Annotated in this window: 10 protein-coding genes; 5 read left to right on the top strand and 5 right to left on the bottom strand. The window is 29.0% G+C overall.

All coding sequences use genetic code 11. The features are described 5' to 3' along the window. Nucleotides 1–1,125: 1,125 nt before the first annotated feature. From kdsA to prfA, 3 genes are all read right to left on the bottom strand, one after another. Entirely contained in the window at nucleotides 1,126–1,977 is an 852-nt protein-coding gene (gene kdsA, locus FVIR_RS00535) for a 3-deoxy-8-phosphooctulonate synthase (protein WP_067497567.1), read from the bottom strand. Nucleotides 1,978–2,107: 130 nt separating this feature from the next. Beyond that, the gene (gene prmC / locus FVIR_RS00530) at nucleotides 2,108–2,965 is read right to left on the bottom strand and encodes a peptide chain release factor N(5)-glutamine methyltransferase (RefSeq protein ID WP_067497564.1); all 858 of its coding nucleotides are present in this window, start codon (nucleotides 2,963–2,965) and stop codon (nucleotides 2,108–2,110) included. After that, entirely contained in the window at nucleotides 2,965–4,047 is a 1,083-nt protein-coding gene (gene prfA, locus FVIR_RS00525; protein WP_067497561.1) for a peptide chain release factor 1, read from the bottom strand. Before prfA ends, prmC begins: the two co-directional genes overlap by 1 nt. 1,467 nt (nucleotides 4,048–5,514) lie before the next feature. On the opposite strand from prfA, the gene lolB reads away from it, so the two are divergent. The 4 genes from lolB to ychF all read left to right on the top strand — a co-directional run bounded on the left by lolB (nucleotide 5,515) and on the right by ychF (nucleotide 9,682). Next, entirely contained in the window at nucleotides 5,515–6,030 is a 516-nt protein-coding gene (gene lolB, locus FVIR_RS00520; protein WP_231908314.1) for a lipoprotein insertase outer membrane protein LolB, read from the top strand. Between the two features lie 689 nt (nucleotides 6,031–6,719). Further along, on the top strand, nucleotides 6,720–7,670 hold the full coding sequence (locus FVIR_RS00515) for a ribose-phosphate pyrophosphokinase (protein ID WP_158648150.1): 951 nt from the start codon (nucleotides 6,720–6,722) through the stop codon (nucleotides 7,668–7,670). Between the two features lie 199 nt (nucleotides 7,671–7,869). After that, a complete protein-coding gene (gene pth, locus FVIR_RS00510) occupies nucleotides 7,870–8,451 on the top strand; it encodes an aminoacyl-tRNA hydrolase (protein WP_067497558.1) in 582 nt (193 codons plus the stop codon). Nucleotides 8,452–8,575: 124 nt separating this feature from the next. Beyond that, nucleotides 8,576–9,682 (top strand): redox-regulated ATPase YchF, encoded by a 1,107-nt coding sequence (gene ychF, locus FVIR_RS00505; protein WP_067497555.1) that lies wholly within the window; start codon nucleotides 8,576–8,578, stop codon nucleotides 9,680–9,682. A gap of 200 nt (nucleotides 9,683–9,882) precedes the next feature. Here ychF and typA read toward each other — a convergent pair whose 3' ends face one another. Next, nucleotides 9,883–11,688, bottom strand: coding sequence for a translational GTPase TypA (gene typA / locus FVIR_RS00500; protein WP_067497552.1), 1,806 nt, complete (start codon nucleotides 11,686–11,688; stop codon nucleotides 9,883–9,885). Between the two features lie 3,659 nt (nucleotides 11,689–15,347). On the opposite strand from typA, the gene yihA reads away from it, so the two are divergent. Next, a complete protein-coding gene (yihA, locus tag FVIR_RS00495) occupies nucleotides 15,348–15,974 on the top strand; it encodes a ribosome biogenesis GTP-binding protein YihA/YsxC (protein WP_067497549.1) in 627 nt (208 codons plus the stop codon). Between the two features lie 395 nt (nucleotides 15,975–16,369). Here yihA and polA read toward each other — a convergent pair whose 3' ends face one another. Then, nucleotides 16,370–19,156 (bottom strand): DNA polymerase I, encoded by a 2,787-nt coding sequence (polA, locus tag FVIR_RS00490; RefSeq protein ID WP_067497546.1) that lies wholly within the window; start codon nucleotides 19,154–19,156, stop codon nucleotides 16,370–16,372. Nucleotides 19,157–19,615: the final 459 nt, after the last annotated feature.

The following is a 19,615-nucleotide window of genomic DNA, read 5'->3' as shown; positions in this document are numbered from 1 at the left end:
ATAAAACTTAGTTGTTATTAACCATGAGCTAAAAGAAGCGTGTTCTTTTCAAAATTTTAAATTCAATTGATTATATCAAATTTTTTAGACTATAGATTTAATTTCTAACTTATTAACATTAATTACTGTCTACAGTAATTTTGAAAAATCAGATTTTTTTGTTAAAATGACTATTTTTCACTAGAAGTATCAATAATAGGTAATGCAAAATGGGAAATACAAAAGCATCGAAATTTAGGAAATCAATCTAGATCATGTATTAATAGAACTTTTCCATGATAGCAGCTATCACTATAATGCTGCCAAAAATAACTCAAGCATATTACTAGTAGTATATCTAATAATCTCATGGAAAAGTTAATTTTTATCGGTTATACTATTAAACATGGTAATAAGTATAATAATTTAATTATACGAAAATGCAGAAGTGTATAAGATACTAGATAAAAATCAATTAATTACTATTAAAAGTATTTACAATCATCTTTTTAATAAATAAAAGTTTATATAATAATGATAAAAAGATTATCATAAATAGCGATTAAACTAAAGATAATAAATCGTGAAATATCTCAATAAGTATATTAAAAATCGTATATTTAATAACATAATGTACATCTTTATTAATTTAGCAAACAAAAATATGAAAATCGTAGCTGATCGTTAGAATAAAGTTCTATTTATTATTGTAAAAAAATTAGTTGATAAATTAAAATAAGTAAAAATAAATTATAACTATATGAAATAATGCTAATAGATAAAAATAAAGTTGTTATCAAAATTTATAGAAAAATTATCATTAAATACGTAATTAGAAATATTAAATAAACATCATTATTAATATCAGCTAATTACCAGTAAAAATAACTAAGTACTACTTTATTAGTATCTACCAAATTTGATCCGATATTAATAATTTAAAGTAATTTATAGCTTTTTTTGATGTACTAATTAATAAAATTGTCAAAGACCAATACCATCCTTAGATGGATATTTAATAAAACGCTATTTATTATTAGTTTGTTTTATTAGAGCTATCATTTTATTTTAAATAGGTGATGCACAAAGTTTTTTAGCACAGTAACTAAAAAAGATTGCTAATACCGCTTTATTTTAAAATAGTTACTAACCAGTATCAAGTTCAGAAAAAGATTTTACTAAGTCATCAATTGCCTTCATTTGGTGCAAAAAGGATTCTAACTTTATAAGCGGCAAAGCGGAAGGACCGTCGCATTTTGCATTTTCCGGGTCTGGATGTGCTTCGATAAACAGACCGGCGATACCAACTGCCATACCTGCACGAGCTAATTCGCTAACTTGTGCACGACGTCCTGAGGAGACGGAGCTAAATGGATCACGAGTCTGAAGAGCATGAGTTACATCAAAAATTACCGGAGATCCACCGGAAACTTGTTTCATTATATTAAATCCAAGCATATCAACAACTAGATTATCATATCCGAAATTACTGCCACGATCGCATAAAATTACATTGTGATTACCAGCTTTACGAAATTTATCGACGATATTACCGACCTGACTAGGACTCATAAACTGTGGTTTTTTTACGTTGATTACTGCGCCAGTACGAGCCATAGCTTCTATAAGATCACTTTGACGGGCAAGAAAAGCTGGTAATTGAATTATATCTACTACCTTCGCTACATTTTTCGCTTGATCTATTTCGTGCACATCAGTCATTACTTTTATGCCAAACTGTTCTTTTAACTCGATGAAAATCTTCATCCCCTCATCTAAGCCTGGGCCACGATAAGAACAAATAGAAGAACGATTAGCTTTATCAAATGAGGCTTTAAATATATAGGGAATACCTAATTTTTCCGTAAAAGTGACATAATGTTCACAAATATGCATTGCTATATCGCGCGATTCTAGTACATTCATGCCACCAAATAATACGAAAGGTAGATCGTTTGCTATTTTTATATTGCTAATATTGATCACTAAATGTTTCATTTATTACCTTTTAATTAAATCTAAAATTCTATAGAATATTACTATTAGTTAGTATTTTTTTAATAAAATGAATAGAAATTCAATCGAATTAAATTCTTACTTTAGTCTTTTTATTATAGTTTCTTTTTTATTAATTTTGATTATATCTTCGTTGAGAATATAGCCCTTGACTAATACGTTCATTTTTACAATAATCACGTATTGTTTCTACTTGAATAAAACCAGCATTCATGATTAAATCGCGTACAGCTTGCCCCTGTCGCCAGCCGTGCTCTAATAAAAGCCATCCATCTGGCTCTAAGTATGCCAAAACATCACGGCAAATTGCCGATAGATCCTGTAGTCCATCCTCTCCTGAAACCAAAGCGCTATGCGGTTCAAAACGCACATCGCCTTGCATGAGATGAGGATCATTTATCTCAATATAAGGTGGATTACTTACAATAAGATGATAACGTTTTGTTTGTATTGGTTCAAACCAATTACCTTCTAAGAATTGTATATTTTTTAACCCAAGGCGTTTAGCATTATTACGGGCAAGCATTACAACGTTTGGTAGACGATCAATGCCAGTTACCTGCCATTTAGGACGCTCCGAGGCTAATGCAAGTGCAATAGCGCCACTACCAGTACCTAAGTCTAGAACATTGGCACAACTTGGTAAAAGAAGATCTAGTGCACGCTGAACCAAGCATTCAGTATCTGGACGTGGAATAAGTGTATCGGTCGATACACGCAATGGTAAAGACCAGAATTCATGCTCACCTATTAAATAAGCTATTGGTTCACCACATTCCCGACGAGATAATAGTATTTCAAGCTTAGCTTGCTCTGTTTTTGTTAATGGAGTTTCGCTGAAAGCTAACAGATGAGTACGCGTTGTATTAGTTACTTGTGCTAGTAAAATTTCAGCATCTTGCTTTGCACTAGGACTATAAGACCTACTCAGCCGAAAAACAGAATGAACCAACCATTGTTTCCAGGTCATTAAAGTATCTCGGATAATGTAGCAAGTTGATCGGTTTGATATTCCTGTATAATAGGTTGAATTAACATCTCGAGTTTGCCTTCGATAATTTCATCTAATCTATAAAGTATCAAGCCGATGCGGTGATCTGTCACTCGTCCTTGGGGAAAATTATAAGTTCTAATACGATCGGATCGATCACCGCTACCAAGGAGATTACGGCGCGTGGAAGATTCTTTTTTCTGCCGACGTTGGATTTCAGCAGCACGTAAACGTGCACCTAATACTGCTAAGGCCCTTGCTTTATTCTTATGTTGAGAGCGTTCATCTTGGCATTCTACTACTAGTCCACTGGGAAGATGAGTAATGCGAATAGCTGAGTCAGTAGTATTAACATGTTGACCACCCGCACCAGAAGAGCGGAATGTATCAATACGCAGATCACTAGAGTTGATTTCCGGTAATTCCGACTCTGGGATTTCTGGCATTACTGCCACAGTACAAGAAGAAGTGTGAATGCGACCCTGAGATTCAGTTTCTGGTACACGTTGTACGCGATGGCCACCAGATTCAAATTTCAATAATCCGTATACTCCTTCATTAGAAATCTTAGCAATGATTTCTTTAAATCCGCCATGTTCAGCATCACTAACACTAATGATTTCTACTTTCCAGCGTTTGGTTTCAGCAAAACGACTGTACATACGAAATAGATCACCTGCGAATAGCGCTGCTTCATCACCACCGGTTCCGGCACGTATTTCTAAAAAACAGCCACGTTCGTCATCAGGATCCTTTGGTAATAATAGTACCTGCAATTGTTGTTCAAGTTGTTCTAGACTAGTGCGGGATGTCAACAGCTCCTTTTGAGCCATATCACGCATTTCTGGATACTGTAGCAAATATTCTGCAGTGTTTATATCTTCTTTTACCTGTTGCCAATGTTGAAAACAGCAAGTGATATTAGACAACTGTGCGTACTCTTTTGATAATACGCGAAAACGGAGCTGATCAGATATCAGATCAGGATCACTAAGCAAAGCTTCAACTTCTTTGTGACGCTTTTGTAATATTTCTAATTTAGTGATTATTGAAGACTTCATATGTAGTAGTTTACCTTTTGCTTAGAGTTAAACTAAAGTGCAGTACGAATATAAATGGGCTTAAAATTTTACCATAGGCTATACTGCCTTCAGATAGTAATCATACATCACTTTAATATTCCGATTAGTTTCTTAGTTAAGAACAGAATATATTCTCATACATAACAATAGTTTGTGCTAGTATTACGGAATATTTACGAAGAGATAGACTTTTAAAATATACAGAAGGTACATCTATTGTATATAAATTAATATCTGTCAACTCAAATCGATTGCTGTTATCTATGAAATTGCAGCATATAATGTTCTTTTTTATTAACAAAGATAAATTAAGGTAGATATCAAAATGTATTCTTAATGCTATCAAGGTTTTATTTTTGTTCTTATATTAATTTTTACCTTTGATTTGATATTGTGTAAATAGGATTATATAATAAATAATATAAGCTGATGAAATGCTATTTCAGTACTAACTGAACCAATATTTTATTAATATTAGACTAATAATATTATCATTGGTGTATTCCGATAGTTTTTATGCTTAATTGCAGATGTAATTAGTGATAATCAAGCAATTAATTCTAAATTTGAATAGATAAACAGTGAGATCTAGATCAATTGCTTCGCTTATATTTATTAGTAGTACTGTATATGATTAAAGAAATTTTAAAATCTGTTCTTTGAATGTAAAGACTAAAAAAATATTACCGACGCTATATGAAAAAACAATCTCATTTTTGGTATTGGCCTGTTTTTAACCAAAATTGCTTTAGATCTACTGACAAATTTTACTATCAGTAATACTCAATAAAAACTTTTAATTACACGAAAGTTTGCAGTTCACTATGTATCAATAATTCTAGATTTTTAATAACGTATGTTTAAATAGCTGATAAATTTATCTTCACTTAGATACCAATAAAAAACTTTGTGATATCTTTTCATTTTTAAACTAATACTTTTCTTAAAATTAGTCTATTATTTAATAATAAAATATTGCTATATAAAATTATAATTAGGAACAATAATAAAGATTTTATGAATTAGAATTTGTCAAGCAAACTATTTAGTATATTTAAAAATTAAGAAAATAACTAATTCCTAAGAATTAGCAGTGTTTTCAATTAATACTAGATTCAAGAAATATCTTAGATTAAGATCATAGAATGGTATAACATTGTATGATTATTATCTTTATATATTATGTTTTATAGATGGGTTTAAGAAAAGTAAAACTACTTTTCTTTATCTTTTAAAAATACAACTTATAAAAATATTAAATTAAACTATTAAAGTAATTAACTATAATGATACGAGCTATTAGCGTAAAAATGAAATTATTCGAAAAAAAGAAGATGAAGTTATGCTTTAGCATAATTATGCAGTATTCTGTTTTTCTGTTATTTTCTAGTCTACTACTAGCCTCTTGTAGTGTTCATATACCTTCCGTTATACTAAAAAAAAACATTGTCAGAATGGCGACTTCACCAGAAATTGCTTTCTGCATTCAGTTGTTATCAGGCACATGGTGCTTTCGCCTATTTTTCCAATCAAAAAAAAATTTATGCTCGCTTTAATTGGAAACAAATTAGCTCAGATCGTTGCCAGTTAATTCTAACTAATCCACTCGGCAAAACAGAAATAAATTTAGATATTCAGTCGGGTTCAGCTAAACTTATCGACAATCATGGAAAATGCTATACTGAAAAAGATGCGGAAATGATCATTCAGAAACTATCTGGTATATCTATTCCACTTATTAACTTGCGGCAGTGGATGCTCGGTTTGCCCGGCGATGCTACTAATTTTGACTTAGATTCCAACGGATATCTACATGCTTTAAATTATAATTATAATGGACAATGCTGGACTGTTATTTACAAAAGTTATTATGATGATATTGATCCGGCATTACCGTCAAATTTAGAGTTATATCAGTGTGATATTCAAATTAAATTGAGAATTGATAAATGGAATTTATAATGATTTATTAGGTATTGATTCTAGATAAATTTGATCTATTTTTTATATGTTAACCGACGATATAATAATGATTATCATTTATTATACACGAAATATATTTCAGTTTATAAATTTATAACGATATGTTAATTATTGCTTCTATCGTCGATATCCATATTTGTTTATTGGATAAATTAAGCATTAGATAAATTAAGCATAACTAGTGTATCATAAAAATACTTTATTTTATATGTTATTAGGTATAGTATAATACTACTATACTTATAGTATATTTAATAAATATTAGAATTAAATATTAATTGGAGAAATTTCTGATAACAAGATTAAATCTAATGTACTATTTTCTAAATAAAATAAACATATTTATATTGTTTAACATTTAATAATGCTATTGATTAAATGTAGTATTGCCTATTATCGATATACTTGTTAGTTTATAACAAAATAGTGTTTACCTTTACTTTTTATAGATATTTAAAACTAATTAAATTAATAGAAACAGTATCTCATTTTTTCTATTTAAAATAATATTAATTTTAACTATAAATTATAGTTAATAGGTAAAATGCTTGTTATTAAATTTGATGCAAGATATTACATTTTTCTGTTATAGAATGTATTATATAAAAATTAATTATCTAACAATAATATACTTATAATATCTTTTAAAGAAAACCGAGGTTATTTTCGTGACTGATATGAAGCTTTTTGCTGGAAACGCCATCCCAGAATTGGCGGAACGTATTGCTAACCGTTTACATACCAGTCTCGGTAATATTACCGTTGGTCGTTTTAGTGACGGAGAGATCAGTGTAGAAATAAACGAAAATGTTCGCGGTAGTGATGTTTTTATTATCCAGTCTACCTGCAAACCCACTAATGATAATCTTATGGAACTAGTAGTTATGGTAGATGCGCTACTTCGTGCTTCCGCTGGTCGTATTACCGCTGTTATCCCTTATTTTGGTTATGCACGTCAGGATCGCCGTGTCCGTTCTACTCGAGTTCCTATTACTGCTAAAGTTATAGCGGATTTTTTATCAAACGTTGGTGTTGATCACGTGCTAACAGTTGACTTGCATACTGAACAGATCCAAGGATTCTTTGATATTCCAGTGGATAATGTGTTTGGTAGCGCCATTTTAATAGAAGATATCCTTCAACAGGATTTAAAGAATCCGATTGTTGTTTCGCCTGATATCGGTGGAATTGTACGTGCACGTGCAATAGCTAAGCTAATTAATGATACCGATATGGCGATTATTGACAAACGCCGTCCACGTGCTAACGTTTCTGAGATTATGCATATTATAGGCGATGTATCAGGTCGCGATTGTGTTCTTATCGATGATATGATTGATACTGGTAGCACCTTATACAAGGCTGCTGAAGCTTTAAAAGAACGCGGTGCCAATCGGGTATTCGCTTATGCTACACATCCAATCTTTTCAGGAAATGCCTATGAAAACATTAATAACTCTATTATTGATCAAGTAATCGTTTGTGATACTATTCCATTAAATGCGGCTATAAAAACATTACCTAATGTGCGTATGTTAACGCTGTCCGAGATGTTAGCGGAAGCAATTCGTCGTATTAGTAACGAAGAATCTATATCAGCTATGTTTAAGTATATATAAATAATACAGATAATATTGATATAAGTTTTTTCGTTATAGCATAAAACTTAAAAAACTTAGTTATCTAGAATTAATTCTGTATTATGATCTATAAAAAAACTTAAGTTCGATATCAACTAAATAATTAGAGTTTTTCTTTGAATTTAATTTTTTCTCGTATAGAACAAGCTAAGATTCAAATTACTAATGAAAGTAATATATGACGATTAAATTAATTGTAGGTTTAGGTAATCCTGGTGTTAAATACGTTGCTACCCGCCATAACGTAGGCGCTTGGTATATTAAGTCGCTTGTAGAGCGTTACCAAAAAACCCTAAAAGAAGAAAGTAAATTCTATGGTTATACTAGTCATTTAACCCTTTGTAATCAAGATATCTGGTTATTAGTACCAACTACTTTTATGAATCTTAGCGGAAAAGCAGTAGTAGCAATAGCCTCATTTTACCACATTGAGCCTAATGATATTCTAATTGCGCACGATGAACTAAATTTATTGCCAGGTAGCGCACGACTAAAGCTAGGAGGCGGTCATGGTGGGCATAATGGTATAAAAAATATTATTAATCTCCTAGGGAGAAATTCTAAATTTAACCGCTTACGAATTGGTATTGGACATCCGGGAAACAAAGATAAAGTTATTAATTTTGTATTGAGTAAACCGTCTAATGCAGAATACCAGTTGATACATAGTGCTATTGATAAAGCTGTACGTTGTACAGAGCTTCTCGTGATAAAAGATAATATAAAGGCTATGAACAGCTTGCATACACCTCATAGTTAGTTCTAATTGAATAACAGATATCAAATAATGATAGTATTCTATACATAATAAATACTTAGGATAATTTTATAATGAGAATAAAAATTAATATTTTTACAATAAAACTATTTAAAGTCAAATAGTTATGAGTTTTAAATGTGGTATTGTCGGATTACCTAATGTAGGCAAATCAACTTTGTTTAATGCATTAACTATGGCTAATGCTAAAGTAGAAAATTTCCCATTTTGTACTATTAAGCCAAATAGTAGTGTAGTAACAATACCCGATTTACGTATAGATCAATTGGCAAAAATCGTCAAGCCACTGCGTACTATACCGACGACTATGGAGTTTGTCGATATTGCTGGACTAGTAAAAGGTTCAGCTAAAGGAGAAGGTCTAGGCAATCAATTTTTAAGTAATATCCGTGAGACTGAGGCCATTAATCATGTTGTACGCTGTTTTAAAAATGATAATATTATTCATATAGCGGGAAAAGTTAGTCCGACTGATGATATTAATATTATCAATACTGAACTAGCTTTATCTGATTTAGAAGTGTGTAATCGTGCTATTTACCGGTTAAAAAAACAGACAAAAAGCGGTGATAAAGATATTAAACTAGAGTTGTCTACGCTAGAAAAATGTATATCTCATTTAAGTAATGACGGTATTTTACGCACGCTTGATTTATCAAGCGAAGAAAAAATGATTATTCGGTATCTTAATTTATTGACACTAAAACCAACAATGTATATCGCTAATATCAATGAAGATGACTTCGAAAACAACTTTGAGAAAAATTCTTATTTATTTAAAGTGTGTGCTATTGCTGAAGCTGAGGGATCACCAGTAATTTCGGTCTGTGCTAAAGTAGAATCTGATATTGCTAAACTTGATGATGAAGAGGAGCGTAAAGAATTCATGGCGGAGTTAGGAATTGAAGAGTCAAGTTTAAGTCGTATTATTCGTACCAGCTATAAACTTCTTAATTTACAGACCTATTTTACCGCCGGAATTAAAGAAGTACGTGCCTGGACTATCCCAATTGGTGCTACCGCATTGCAGGCGGCTAGAAAAATTCATACTGATTTTGAAAAGGGATTTATTCGTGCACAGACTATTTCTTTTGATGATTTTATTACCTATGAAGGAGAGCAGGGTGCAAAAGTAGCCGGAAAAATGCGTTATGAAGGAAAAGATTATATAATGAAAGATGGAGATGTAATAAATTTTTTATTTAACGTTTGATAATAATAGATACCTTCTATAATAAATACAGAACTAAACTTCCTTTATAAGGGTACTACGGATTTTGGTAGTATTGCGATTAATATACATAATCAATATTAATATTAAAACTGACATCAAAATACATGCTAAACGATGAATGTTAATATATTGAAATACCACCTAATATTACAATCACCATTATATCTGTATATCTGTTTTTACGAACGATTAGCACATTTACGTTCATTTTCAGTAAGATACCGCTTTCGTAAACGGATAGACTTTGGCGTCACTTCTACTAATTCATCATCATTGATAAATTCTAATGCCTGCTCTAGAGACATTTTTATTGCTGGTATTAACGTTATCGCTTCATCTGTACCAGATGCACGCATGTTTGTTAACTTCTTTCCTGTTAAACAATTCACAGTCAGATCGTTAGAGCGAGTATGGATACCGATAATTTGGCCTTCATACACTTCTGATCCATGATCTATTAACAAACGACTACGATTCTGTAGATTATATAAGGCGTAGGCTAAAGCCTTACCCTGACCATTAGAAATTAAAACTCCGTTTTGGCGTTGGCTAATCTTACCGGGACGCACGTCATCATAATGACTAAATGTAGAATATAAAAGACCGCTTCCTGAGGTTATGGTCATAAAATTCGTATGAAAACCAATTAAGCCTCGGCTTGGGATTATATAATTTAGACGGATACGACCTTTTTTATCTGATAACATATCGCTTAATTCGCCCTGACGGATATTCATTGCTTGCATGACCTGTCCTTGATGCTGTTCTTCAATATCCAATATAACTGATTTGAAAGGTTCCTGTTTAATACCATTAAAGGTACGAAAAATAGCTCTTTGACGAGAAACAGCAATTTCAAATCCCTCACGACGCATACTTTCGATAAGAACTGATAGATGCAGTTCGCCGCGGCCAAGAACGCTAAAGGTATCTGGATCTTCAGTTTCTTCTACCCTTAATGCTACGTTATGAATTAACTCTTTTTTTAGGCGTTCTAAGATCTGTCGTGAAGTGATATATCTTCCTTCTTTACCGCAAAACGGTGAAGTGTTTACACTAAATAACATAGAAATGGTCGGCTGATCGACCATTAGTGGTGGTAATGCTTCCACATAAAGTGGATCACAAATAGTATCAGAAATATTTAACTTATCTAAACCGGTAATTGCGATGATATCGCCAGCTTCAGCTAGCTTAGATTCAATACGCTGTAGGCCAATATAGCTTAAAATTTGTCCAATTTTACCATTACGAACCTTACCTTCACGATCTACTATAGTTACGTTTTGATTTGGTTTTGCTGAGCCGCGTTTAATTCGTCCGATACCAGTAATACCAACATAGTTGTTATATTCTAACTGGGAAATCTGCATCTGAAAAGAACCACTGATGCTCGGTGTCTTAGTATTTTTTATAATAGACTCAAAAAGTGGCGTCATATCATCAGCCATATTTTCATATTCTAAGCCAGCAATACCATTTAATGCTGACGTATAAATAATCGGAAAATTAAGCTGCTCATCGGTAGCGCCTAAATTAACAAATAGATCGAAGATCTGATCTACTACCCAGTTAGGGCGCATACCATAACGGTCAATTTTATTGATAACTACAATCGGTTTCAGGCCATAACTGAATGCTTTTTGCGTTACGAAACGAGTTTGGGGCATAGGACCATCCGTGGCATCAACCAGTAACAATACTGAATCAACCATTGACATTGCTCGCTCAACTTCCCCACCAAAATCAGAATGTCCCGGTGTATCAATAATATTGATAATGTAATTATGCCATTTGATAGAAGCATTTTTAGCAAAAATAGTAATTCCACGTTCTTTCTCTAAATCATTAGAGTCCATCACGCGTTCTCTTACATTATTACGGTCATCTAACATACCGGATTGTTGTAATAATTTATCAATTAAAGTGGTTTTACCATGATCTATATGCGCGATGATAGCGATATTACGAAAATTTCCAATCACAACTTAATTCCAGGCATTAAAAATAATGTATTGTACTCTATTTATTATAGGTGAAAAATAAATAGAATTAATCATTTTTATTAATTTTCTTTTTTTTGACGTTTATGAATCTAAGATATAATATAATTTTTCTTCTACGTTGTACATGTAGAAATACATTAAATATTATATTTATCTTATCGTAAATATATTGCTATAATTCAATCTAGCTAACTTAACAAATTCTGATGTATTATAAAAGTTAGTAGCTATGTTTTGTGAGTTAGTTTAATAAAATTATTATAATTTTATTTTTAAACCTTAATTAAGAAAAAATTCTATTTATTTTATAGAGAAGAATAAAAACTTAGAGAATTATTTGTCACTAATATGAAATATAAATAATAGCATATTATAATTTCTTCTTTAATTAAAGAAAAGGTTAAAAAATTAGTTTAGTATTCTCTTTACAAAAGAGAATATTAACTAATTCTTCTAGTAACTAAGAACATTAATATATATAATATAGTGCTATGATATTTAATATACTACCTATTGTAGTAGATCTATTTATAGAAAATTAATACTTATAATTCATTGCGATATTCTTTAATTTTTAATTATAATAATACTACAATTGTATATCTTACATCAATCAATAAATGTATTAGAAGTTTTTTCGAAATTTTCTAATATTTCTGATTAAATTTTTTTTAAACTAAAAATTTAATTTTTTCTTGTTCTCTGAGTTCTTCTTGTTCGACGATATATGTTTTAAAACCTAAATTTCTAATTTAAATATCATGATCAATGATCTTAGATCAATTTAGAATACTAGTAAAAAAATTTAAAAACGATAAAAAATTACTACTGTACAGATAGTAGAATTTTTATTTGATGTTTTACTCATTAATTACTTATAAAACCTAGATTTTTTATAAAATATTAATACAAAGTAATAATTATTAGTTAAAAAATAATAGTTACCCTACTATTAGTTCTTTGTTTAGAAAAATAATAAATTAACATTTATAAATAGGCTAGTTATAATTTTGCTAAAGTTTTTATAAAAACTGTAATTTTCATTATTAAACTAATTTAAGCAAAAATACTTCTATTAAGCAATATTATATATTTTTGATAAGAAATAAAAATCTTTACTTTTAAATAAAGTAGCTCTTATAAAGAAATATCTTCTATTTCAGAGAGAGATTAAAAATAATAATATATACAATTAAGAATTGTAAAAGTATTTAGTTACATATTATGTAGAACTGTTAAATCTTATCGTTTATTCTGTCTATAAGAACAAGAGCTCTATTTTCATATTACAATAGTTTGATCTAAATTCAAAAAAAATAAATTTTTATCGGAGTATATTTACTAGATCTAACTATAAAAACATATCTAGTATTTTCTAAATTTTATAGCTAATTTAGAGAGCGTTATTAAAAAATCTACCAAAGCAATACTATAAATAAAAATTTTATACTATATCACGTTTTGAATAGTATCAAATAATTATGTGTATTATATTACATCTATTAAAGTTTTAATTTTATTATATTATTTAATTATACAAATTTTAATATCTTTAAAATTTTTCTTATCTATTTATTTTTAATAAAATCAATTGCTGTTAACTAATATAATTTGTTAATTATTAACATTCTAGTTCTAAATTGGCATTTAATAGTGTATGATTTTAATCAAGCATTTCATAATTAACTAGTATAAATTTTTGTATAATATTCAGCAATTTATTTCTAGTTGAATAATACTACTAATTTCTAATTAAAGTCGAGCTAATAAGAAATGATCTCAATTTAGAAGAACAACTTATCGAGTAATCTACTAATTTAGTAGAATGAAAAGGTTATGTTCTATCATAATTGAATAGTGTTTTTTAAAAAATTACCTTTTATTATTACTTTAATAAGTATATTGAATTTGTTATTAAACAAGCCGATTAGTTTTAAAATTTTATATGTTGTTTATAATTTTATTAAAATATAATAAGTTATATATATACCATATATGCATGTTAGATTAACATATCTAATAAAACTTACAAAAGATTATTCAATTTTTAAATTTATATTAAATTATAAAGAACGTCAGTTTTGTTTAAAATTTTAATTTTAACCTGTTTATCTAAATTAATTTAGATAAACAGGTTTTATTTTTATAAGATTATATTAAAATTCATCGCAAATATTAGGCAGTGAAGAATAATACTACTATCATTAGTAGTATAACACGTATTTTTACCAAACTGATTTTTGTATTGTTTACTATAATGAGTTAGTACATTAGTTAAAAAGTTATTTTAAATATCTCAATTAGATCAATTTTATATGTTATATAAAATCAGAAATATATATATTAGATATAAATCTATTCTATTAAATAGACTACTGGATAGCTAGTTTTACTGTTTTAATAGGTTATTTCTTTTTTTAAACTAGATGCACTTATTATTATCGCTATGAATATAAAACTTATAACTCTATTACATAGAATTATATATTAAAAAAAAGAAAAATCTGCATTAGAGAGGAAGAAATCGCTTTAATTTTTCTATTCTATAGAAATGTATTAACCGTAATGAATATAAATTATATATTATACTTATTAGTATTTTTATTTATGTAAAGAAAAACTTATATTGAAAATACTCATCAAGTATATAATATTTAAATTAAATGTAGTTATCTTTTTTTGTATATCCTAAAAAATATTGATAGTAGCTATATAATCTATTTATTAATACATTGAAATAATTATCATTTTGATCACCTCTATGACATTTGTTTTATTTGATAACGAAAAAGAATTATTCATATTATTTAGGAATTAAGTTTTATGACTGTTTATAAAAAATAGATATTTTATAAGCAGATAATCTTTAGTAAGTTACTTCAATATACCTATATTAATTATCATTAACTAGTTCACTATTAGATAGTGATATCTTTTTCTAAATTTTTCAATAAGTAATTATAGAGTAATATAGTATATTTTAATGATAAAGTTATTAAGAAAAATTAAAATCATAGATTTACTGAAATTACGAAGTGAAATTATGTTCATAATTTAACGCTATACCTTACATGATAAGGTCATAATCTTGTAATTTTACATTATCGTAATAGATTCGTCTAAAATTATAACTTTAAACATAATAATTTTAATAATATTAATTATAAAAAAGTTTAATATTAAATAGATTTAGTTAACATACTATTAACTTCAATATTAGTTTATCATTTTTCTTAACAAGATGATCTATACCGATAAAAACCTCAATCTTAAAAGTCGATTTTTTGTTATATTACTATTCTTATTTACAATGTTATCATCATAAATTTATTACTACCAAATTGGTGTTTTTACTACTTATTATTTCATTACTCGATCGAAATTTAACCATTTTAGGTTTTTTACTATTTCTTTTACTTACAGTAAAAGCTTTATAAAACTTTTACATATTAGTCTAAAAAATGAATAATATTTTCTCTTAGACAATGGTAATTATTTTTATTATCTTAGCAGAATTTATTATAAAATTATAAAATAACATATACCCTTATGCTAAGAATAAGTCTAAAAATAAATTCCGGATAATAGCTATTATAGTTACTATTAGTATATTAACTTCAATCAAGAGATAGAATACTTTGAAAAAATTTTATAATTATCAGTTAACTCATTTTGTATCTAGTAAAACAGACATTCACTCTTTTCCAAGTGATAGTGGGATTGAAATTGCTTTCTCGGGGCGATCTAACGCTGGAAAATCTAGTGCAATCAACGCCTTAACTAATAAAAAAAATCTAGCTAGAACTAGTAAAATTCCAGGATGTACTCAGTTAATAAACATATTTGAAGTAAAATCCGGTATTCGACTAATAGATCTACCAGGTTATGGTTATGCTAAAGTACCTCAAAAATTAAAACGAAATTGGCATTATGTCCTAGTCAAATACTTGAAAATGCGTAAAAATCTTAAAGGACTAGTAATACTAATGGATATTCGTTATCCGATGAAAGATCTCGATCAGAAAATAGTTCAATTAGCGATAGATATTAATATTCCAGTATTAATTTTACTTACTAAATCTGATAAGTTATCTTCTTTTGCATGTAAAACTCAGTTAAATCAAGTGCGTAAAATAGTACTGAGCTTTATAGGCGATATTCAGGTTGAGATTTTTTCATCACTAAAAAAAATAGGAATAAATAAACTAAAACAAAAATTAAACGATTGGTTTACTCATATTCAATATCATTCTAGAAAACTATAAATCACTACTTCTAAGTTTAATGTCCTGTATAAGTAGTAATAACTCTAATAAAACTAATCAATGATATTACAACTTAATGCAGTATTAATCTAATTTAATTAGCAAATAGCAATAATTACACTTTCGTTTTATAGGATTAAAATTATCATAACTAAATAATATTTTATAGCAATTATAAAACTGTCTATAATTCAGTATTTTATTGGTACCAATAAAATATCTAGCTATTAAAATAAATTAAAGAGCTTAAAAGATAGAAGATATTTGTTATATAGTATATTTTAAAATTATTTAGTTCTATTAATAGAGAAAAAATCTTTTAAAATACTTATTTATATTTAGAATCTATATCATATTCTGATATAGATTTATTAAAATACTTGCTTATTTATTATTTAGTGAGCTTGACTCCAATTTTCTCCGATACCAATTTTTACATGAAGTGGTATATCTAATCTAAAACAACTTTCCATTAATTCTTTAATTTGTATTTTGGCACTTTCAAGTATAGTACGCTGTACTTCGAATACTATTTCATCATGTACTTGCATAATCATATGGATAGGTGGTGCTTCCTTTTGTAGCCAATTATCAATTATAATCATCGCTCGCTTAATAATATCAGCGGCAGTTCCTTGCATCGGAGCATTAATAGCAGCTCGCTCCGCGCTTTTTTTTAGTACACTATTTCTCGAGTGAATATTTGGTAAATACAGCCGACGGCCATCTAGAGTTTCAACATAACCCAAATCTCTAGCGTGTTTTCGGATACGTTCCATATATTCTAAAACACCAGAATAACGATCAAAATAAAGATTCATATATTTTTTTGCATCCGATGGAGAAACTGATAACTGACGTGCTAAACCGAAAATACTCATACCATAAATTAAGCCAAAATTAATAGTTTTTGCACTACGGCGCTGATTTTGTGTTACTTTTTCCAGCGGAATATTAAATATTTCAGCGGCAGTAGCGCAATGAATATCTGTTTCAGTAGCGAAGGCATTTAGTAATCCAGGATCGCGTGAGAGATGCGCCATAATACGCAATTCAATCTGAGAATAATCTGCTGTCATGATAATTTTATCTGGTGGTGCAATAAATGCCTTCCGGATTCGTTGACCTGTATTATTTTGTGCTGGAATATTCTGTAGGTTAGGATTACTTGAGGATAGTCGTCCAGTAGAAGTGATTGCCTGATGATAGGAGGTATGTATTCGATTCGAAAAGGAGTGAATCATTTTTGGAAGTTTATCAGTATAGCTAGATTTAAGCTTAACTAGGCTACGATATTCTAAAATTAGTTTCGGTAGTGGATAGTTTGATGCTAACTCAGTTAATACTCCTTCATTGCTAGAAGGAGCACCTCTGGGAGTTTTTTTTAGTACTGGTAATTTCTGCTTTTTATATAAAATTGCTCGTATTTGTTTAATAGAAGAAAGATTAAACGATTCCTCCGCTAATTGATGAGCTTTCGCTTTGAGTTCTTCTAAACATTTTTTTAGTTCTACTGAATATGCAGTAAGAACTGATTTATCTATTAGCACGCCGTTTTGTTCTATGCGTAATAGAATTGGAACTAATGGTATTTCGATTTCTTCAAATATCTTTTTCAGATTAGGTATCTGATTAATACGTGGCCATATTTTTTGATGTAAACGGAGAGTTATATCAACGTTTTCGGCAGAATAAAGTGCTGCTTGTTCTATTGATATTTGATCAAATACTAGTTGATTTCGATTTTTACCTAATATTTTATTAGAGTTTACGATAGTATATTGTAAAAATCGCTTTGATAAGCTTTCTATATCGTGACGGCCAGCGACGCTGTCTAATACATAAGATTCCAGCATAGTATCAAACAAAGTACCAGATAAATTAATATTGTATCGTTTTAAAATTCTACAATCAAATTTAAGATTTTGACTAATTTTAGTAATAGTAGGATCTTCTAAAATTGGTTTCAATGCTGTTAGAACAGTTTTGCAATCCAGTTGACTCGGCGCATTTAAATAATTATGTCCTATCGGAAGATAGGCAGCCTCATTAGGTTTTATAGAAAAACACAAACCTATCAGATTAGTAATAAATATATCTAGTCTATCAGTTGATATATTAAAAGCAAAAAAACCAGCTTGACGAATTGCATTAATCCACATCTCTAAAGTTGATATAGTATTAATAATAATATAACTGCACTTCGACAATGTTTTTGTTAAATGTTTGTTTGGTACTAATCGAGGTGCACTAAATAGTAATGGCTGAACAGCAGTATTTTTATACTCCTGTAACCATTTTCCTACTTTTAAATCGCTTAGCCAACGTTTAAATTCATAACGCTGAAACAATAGCATTAATCCTTCAGATTCGTATTTCTTTACTCTTAATTTATCATAAGTTAAATCTAACAATACATCAGTTTTAATGGTTGCTAATTGATAGGAAAGAAAAGCTACCTCGCGGTATTTCTCTAGTTTAATAGCTATAGTTTTAGCGCCGCGGAAGTTTAGTGTACTAATTATATCAAGTTGGTTATACAAGACTTCTAACCCACCTAATCCCTGTAATAATGCCAGTGCAGTTTTCTCACCTATCCCTGGAACACCAGGAATATTATCTGAGTTATCTCCAACTAATGAAAGATAATCAATAATAAGCTCCGGTGGTACACCGAATTTTATCTTTATTTCCTCTGGACCAAAAATAGTATTAGATATAGCATTAGTTAGAGTAATTTTAGATGATACTAGCTGTGCCATATCTTTATCGCCGGTACTTATCAGAACATCATGACCATTACGCGCTGCTGATAGCGCTAGTGTTCCAATAACATCGTCGGCTTCAACGTCGCCAACAACTACCAACGGCAAACCCATTGCTTTGATCATATCATGTAGTGGCGTTATCTGATTTTGTAAATCGTCTGGCATAGGTGATCGATTGGATTTATAATCTTTAAATAACCTATTACGAAACGTTTTTCCTTTAGCATCAAATACAACTGCAACATGGCTTGGCTGATATTGTACTAGTAAACTTTTAAGCATATTCAATACGCCATATATCGCGCCGGTTGTTTCTCCAGCGCTATTAATTAGTGATGGAAAGGCATGATAGGCACGATAAAGATAAAAAGAACCATCCACTAAAATAATTGGATTTTCTACGATTTTAACCATGGTGTATTTCGTTATTTATTAGTTACTAAACATTAGGAATTTGTAGTATATATATAATATTCAATCAGAAATAAATTTCTGTATAAAATAAAAGTGATAAAATATCAAGAATATGATATAGCTTATAAAGTAATACTTTAGATAATTTCATGAGTAAAATACATTTTATTAATAACTATAATATTTATATTTTTAAATAAATAATCTTTATTATTAAACAATAATGTTAATTATTTATCTTTGATATAAACGACAATATCAGAATCTAATGGAATTATGTATCGTTGATTTACAGAAAGAAGTATTTTTGAATTAATAAAAATTATGCGATATTAGAAATATTTTTAATTAATCTTATCTATTAATAGTATTCAGTTAATTTTCATTTTCGTTAGATATTATTGCTAATAAAAAATTTATAAAATCTGTTATGACAAAGAACAGAAGCTGCTCTTTTCT

The organism is Candidatus Gullanella endobia (assembly GCF_900048035.1).
In the GTDB taxonomy this organism is placed as follows: Bacteria; Pseudomonadota; Gammaproteobacteria; order Enterobacterales; family Enterobacteriaceae; genus Gullanella; species Gullanella endobia.
This window is presented reverse-complemented; position numbering and strand designations above follow the sequence as displayed.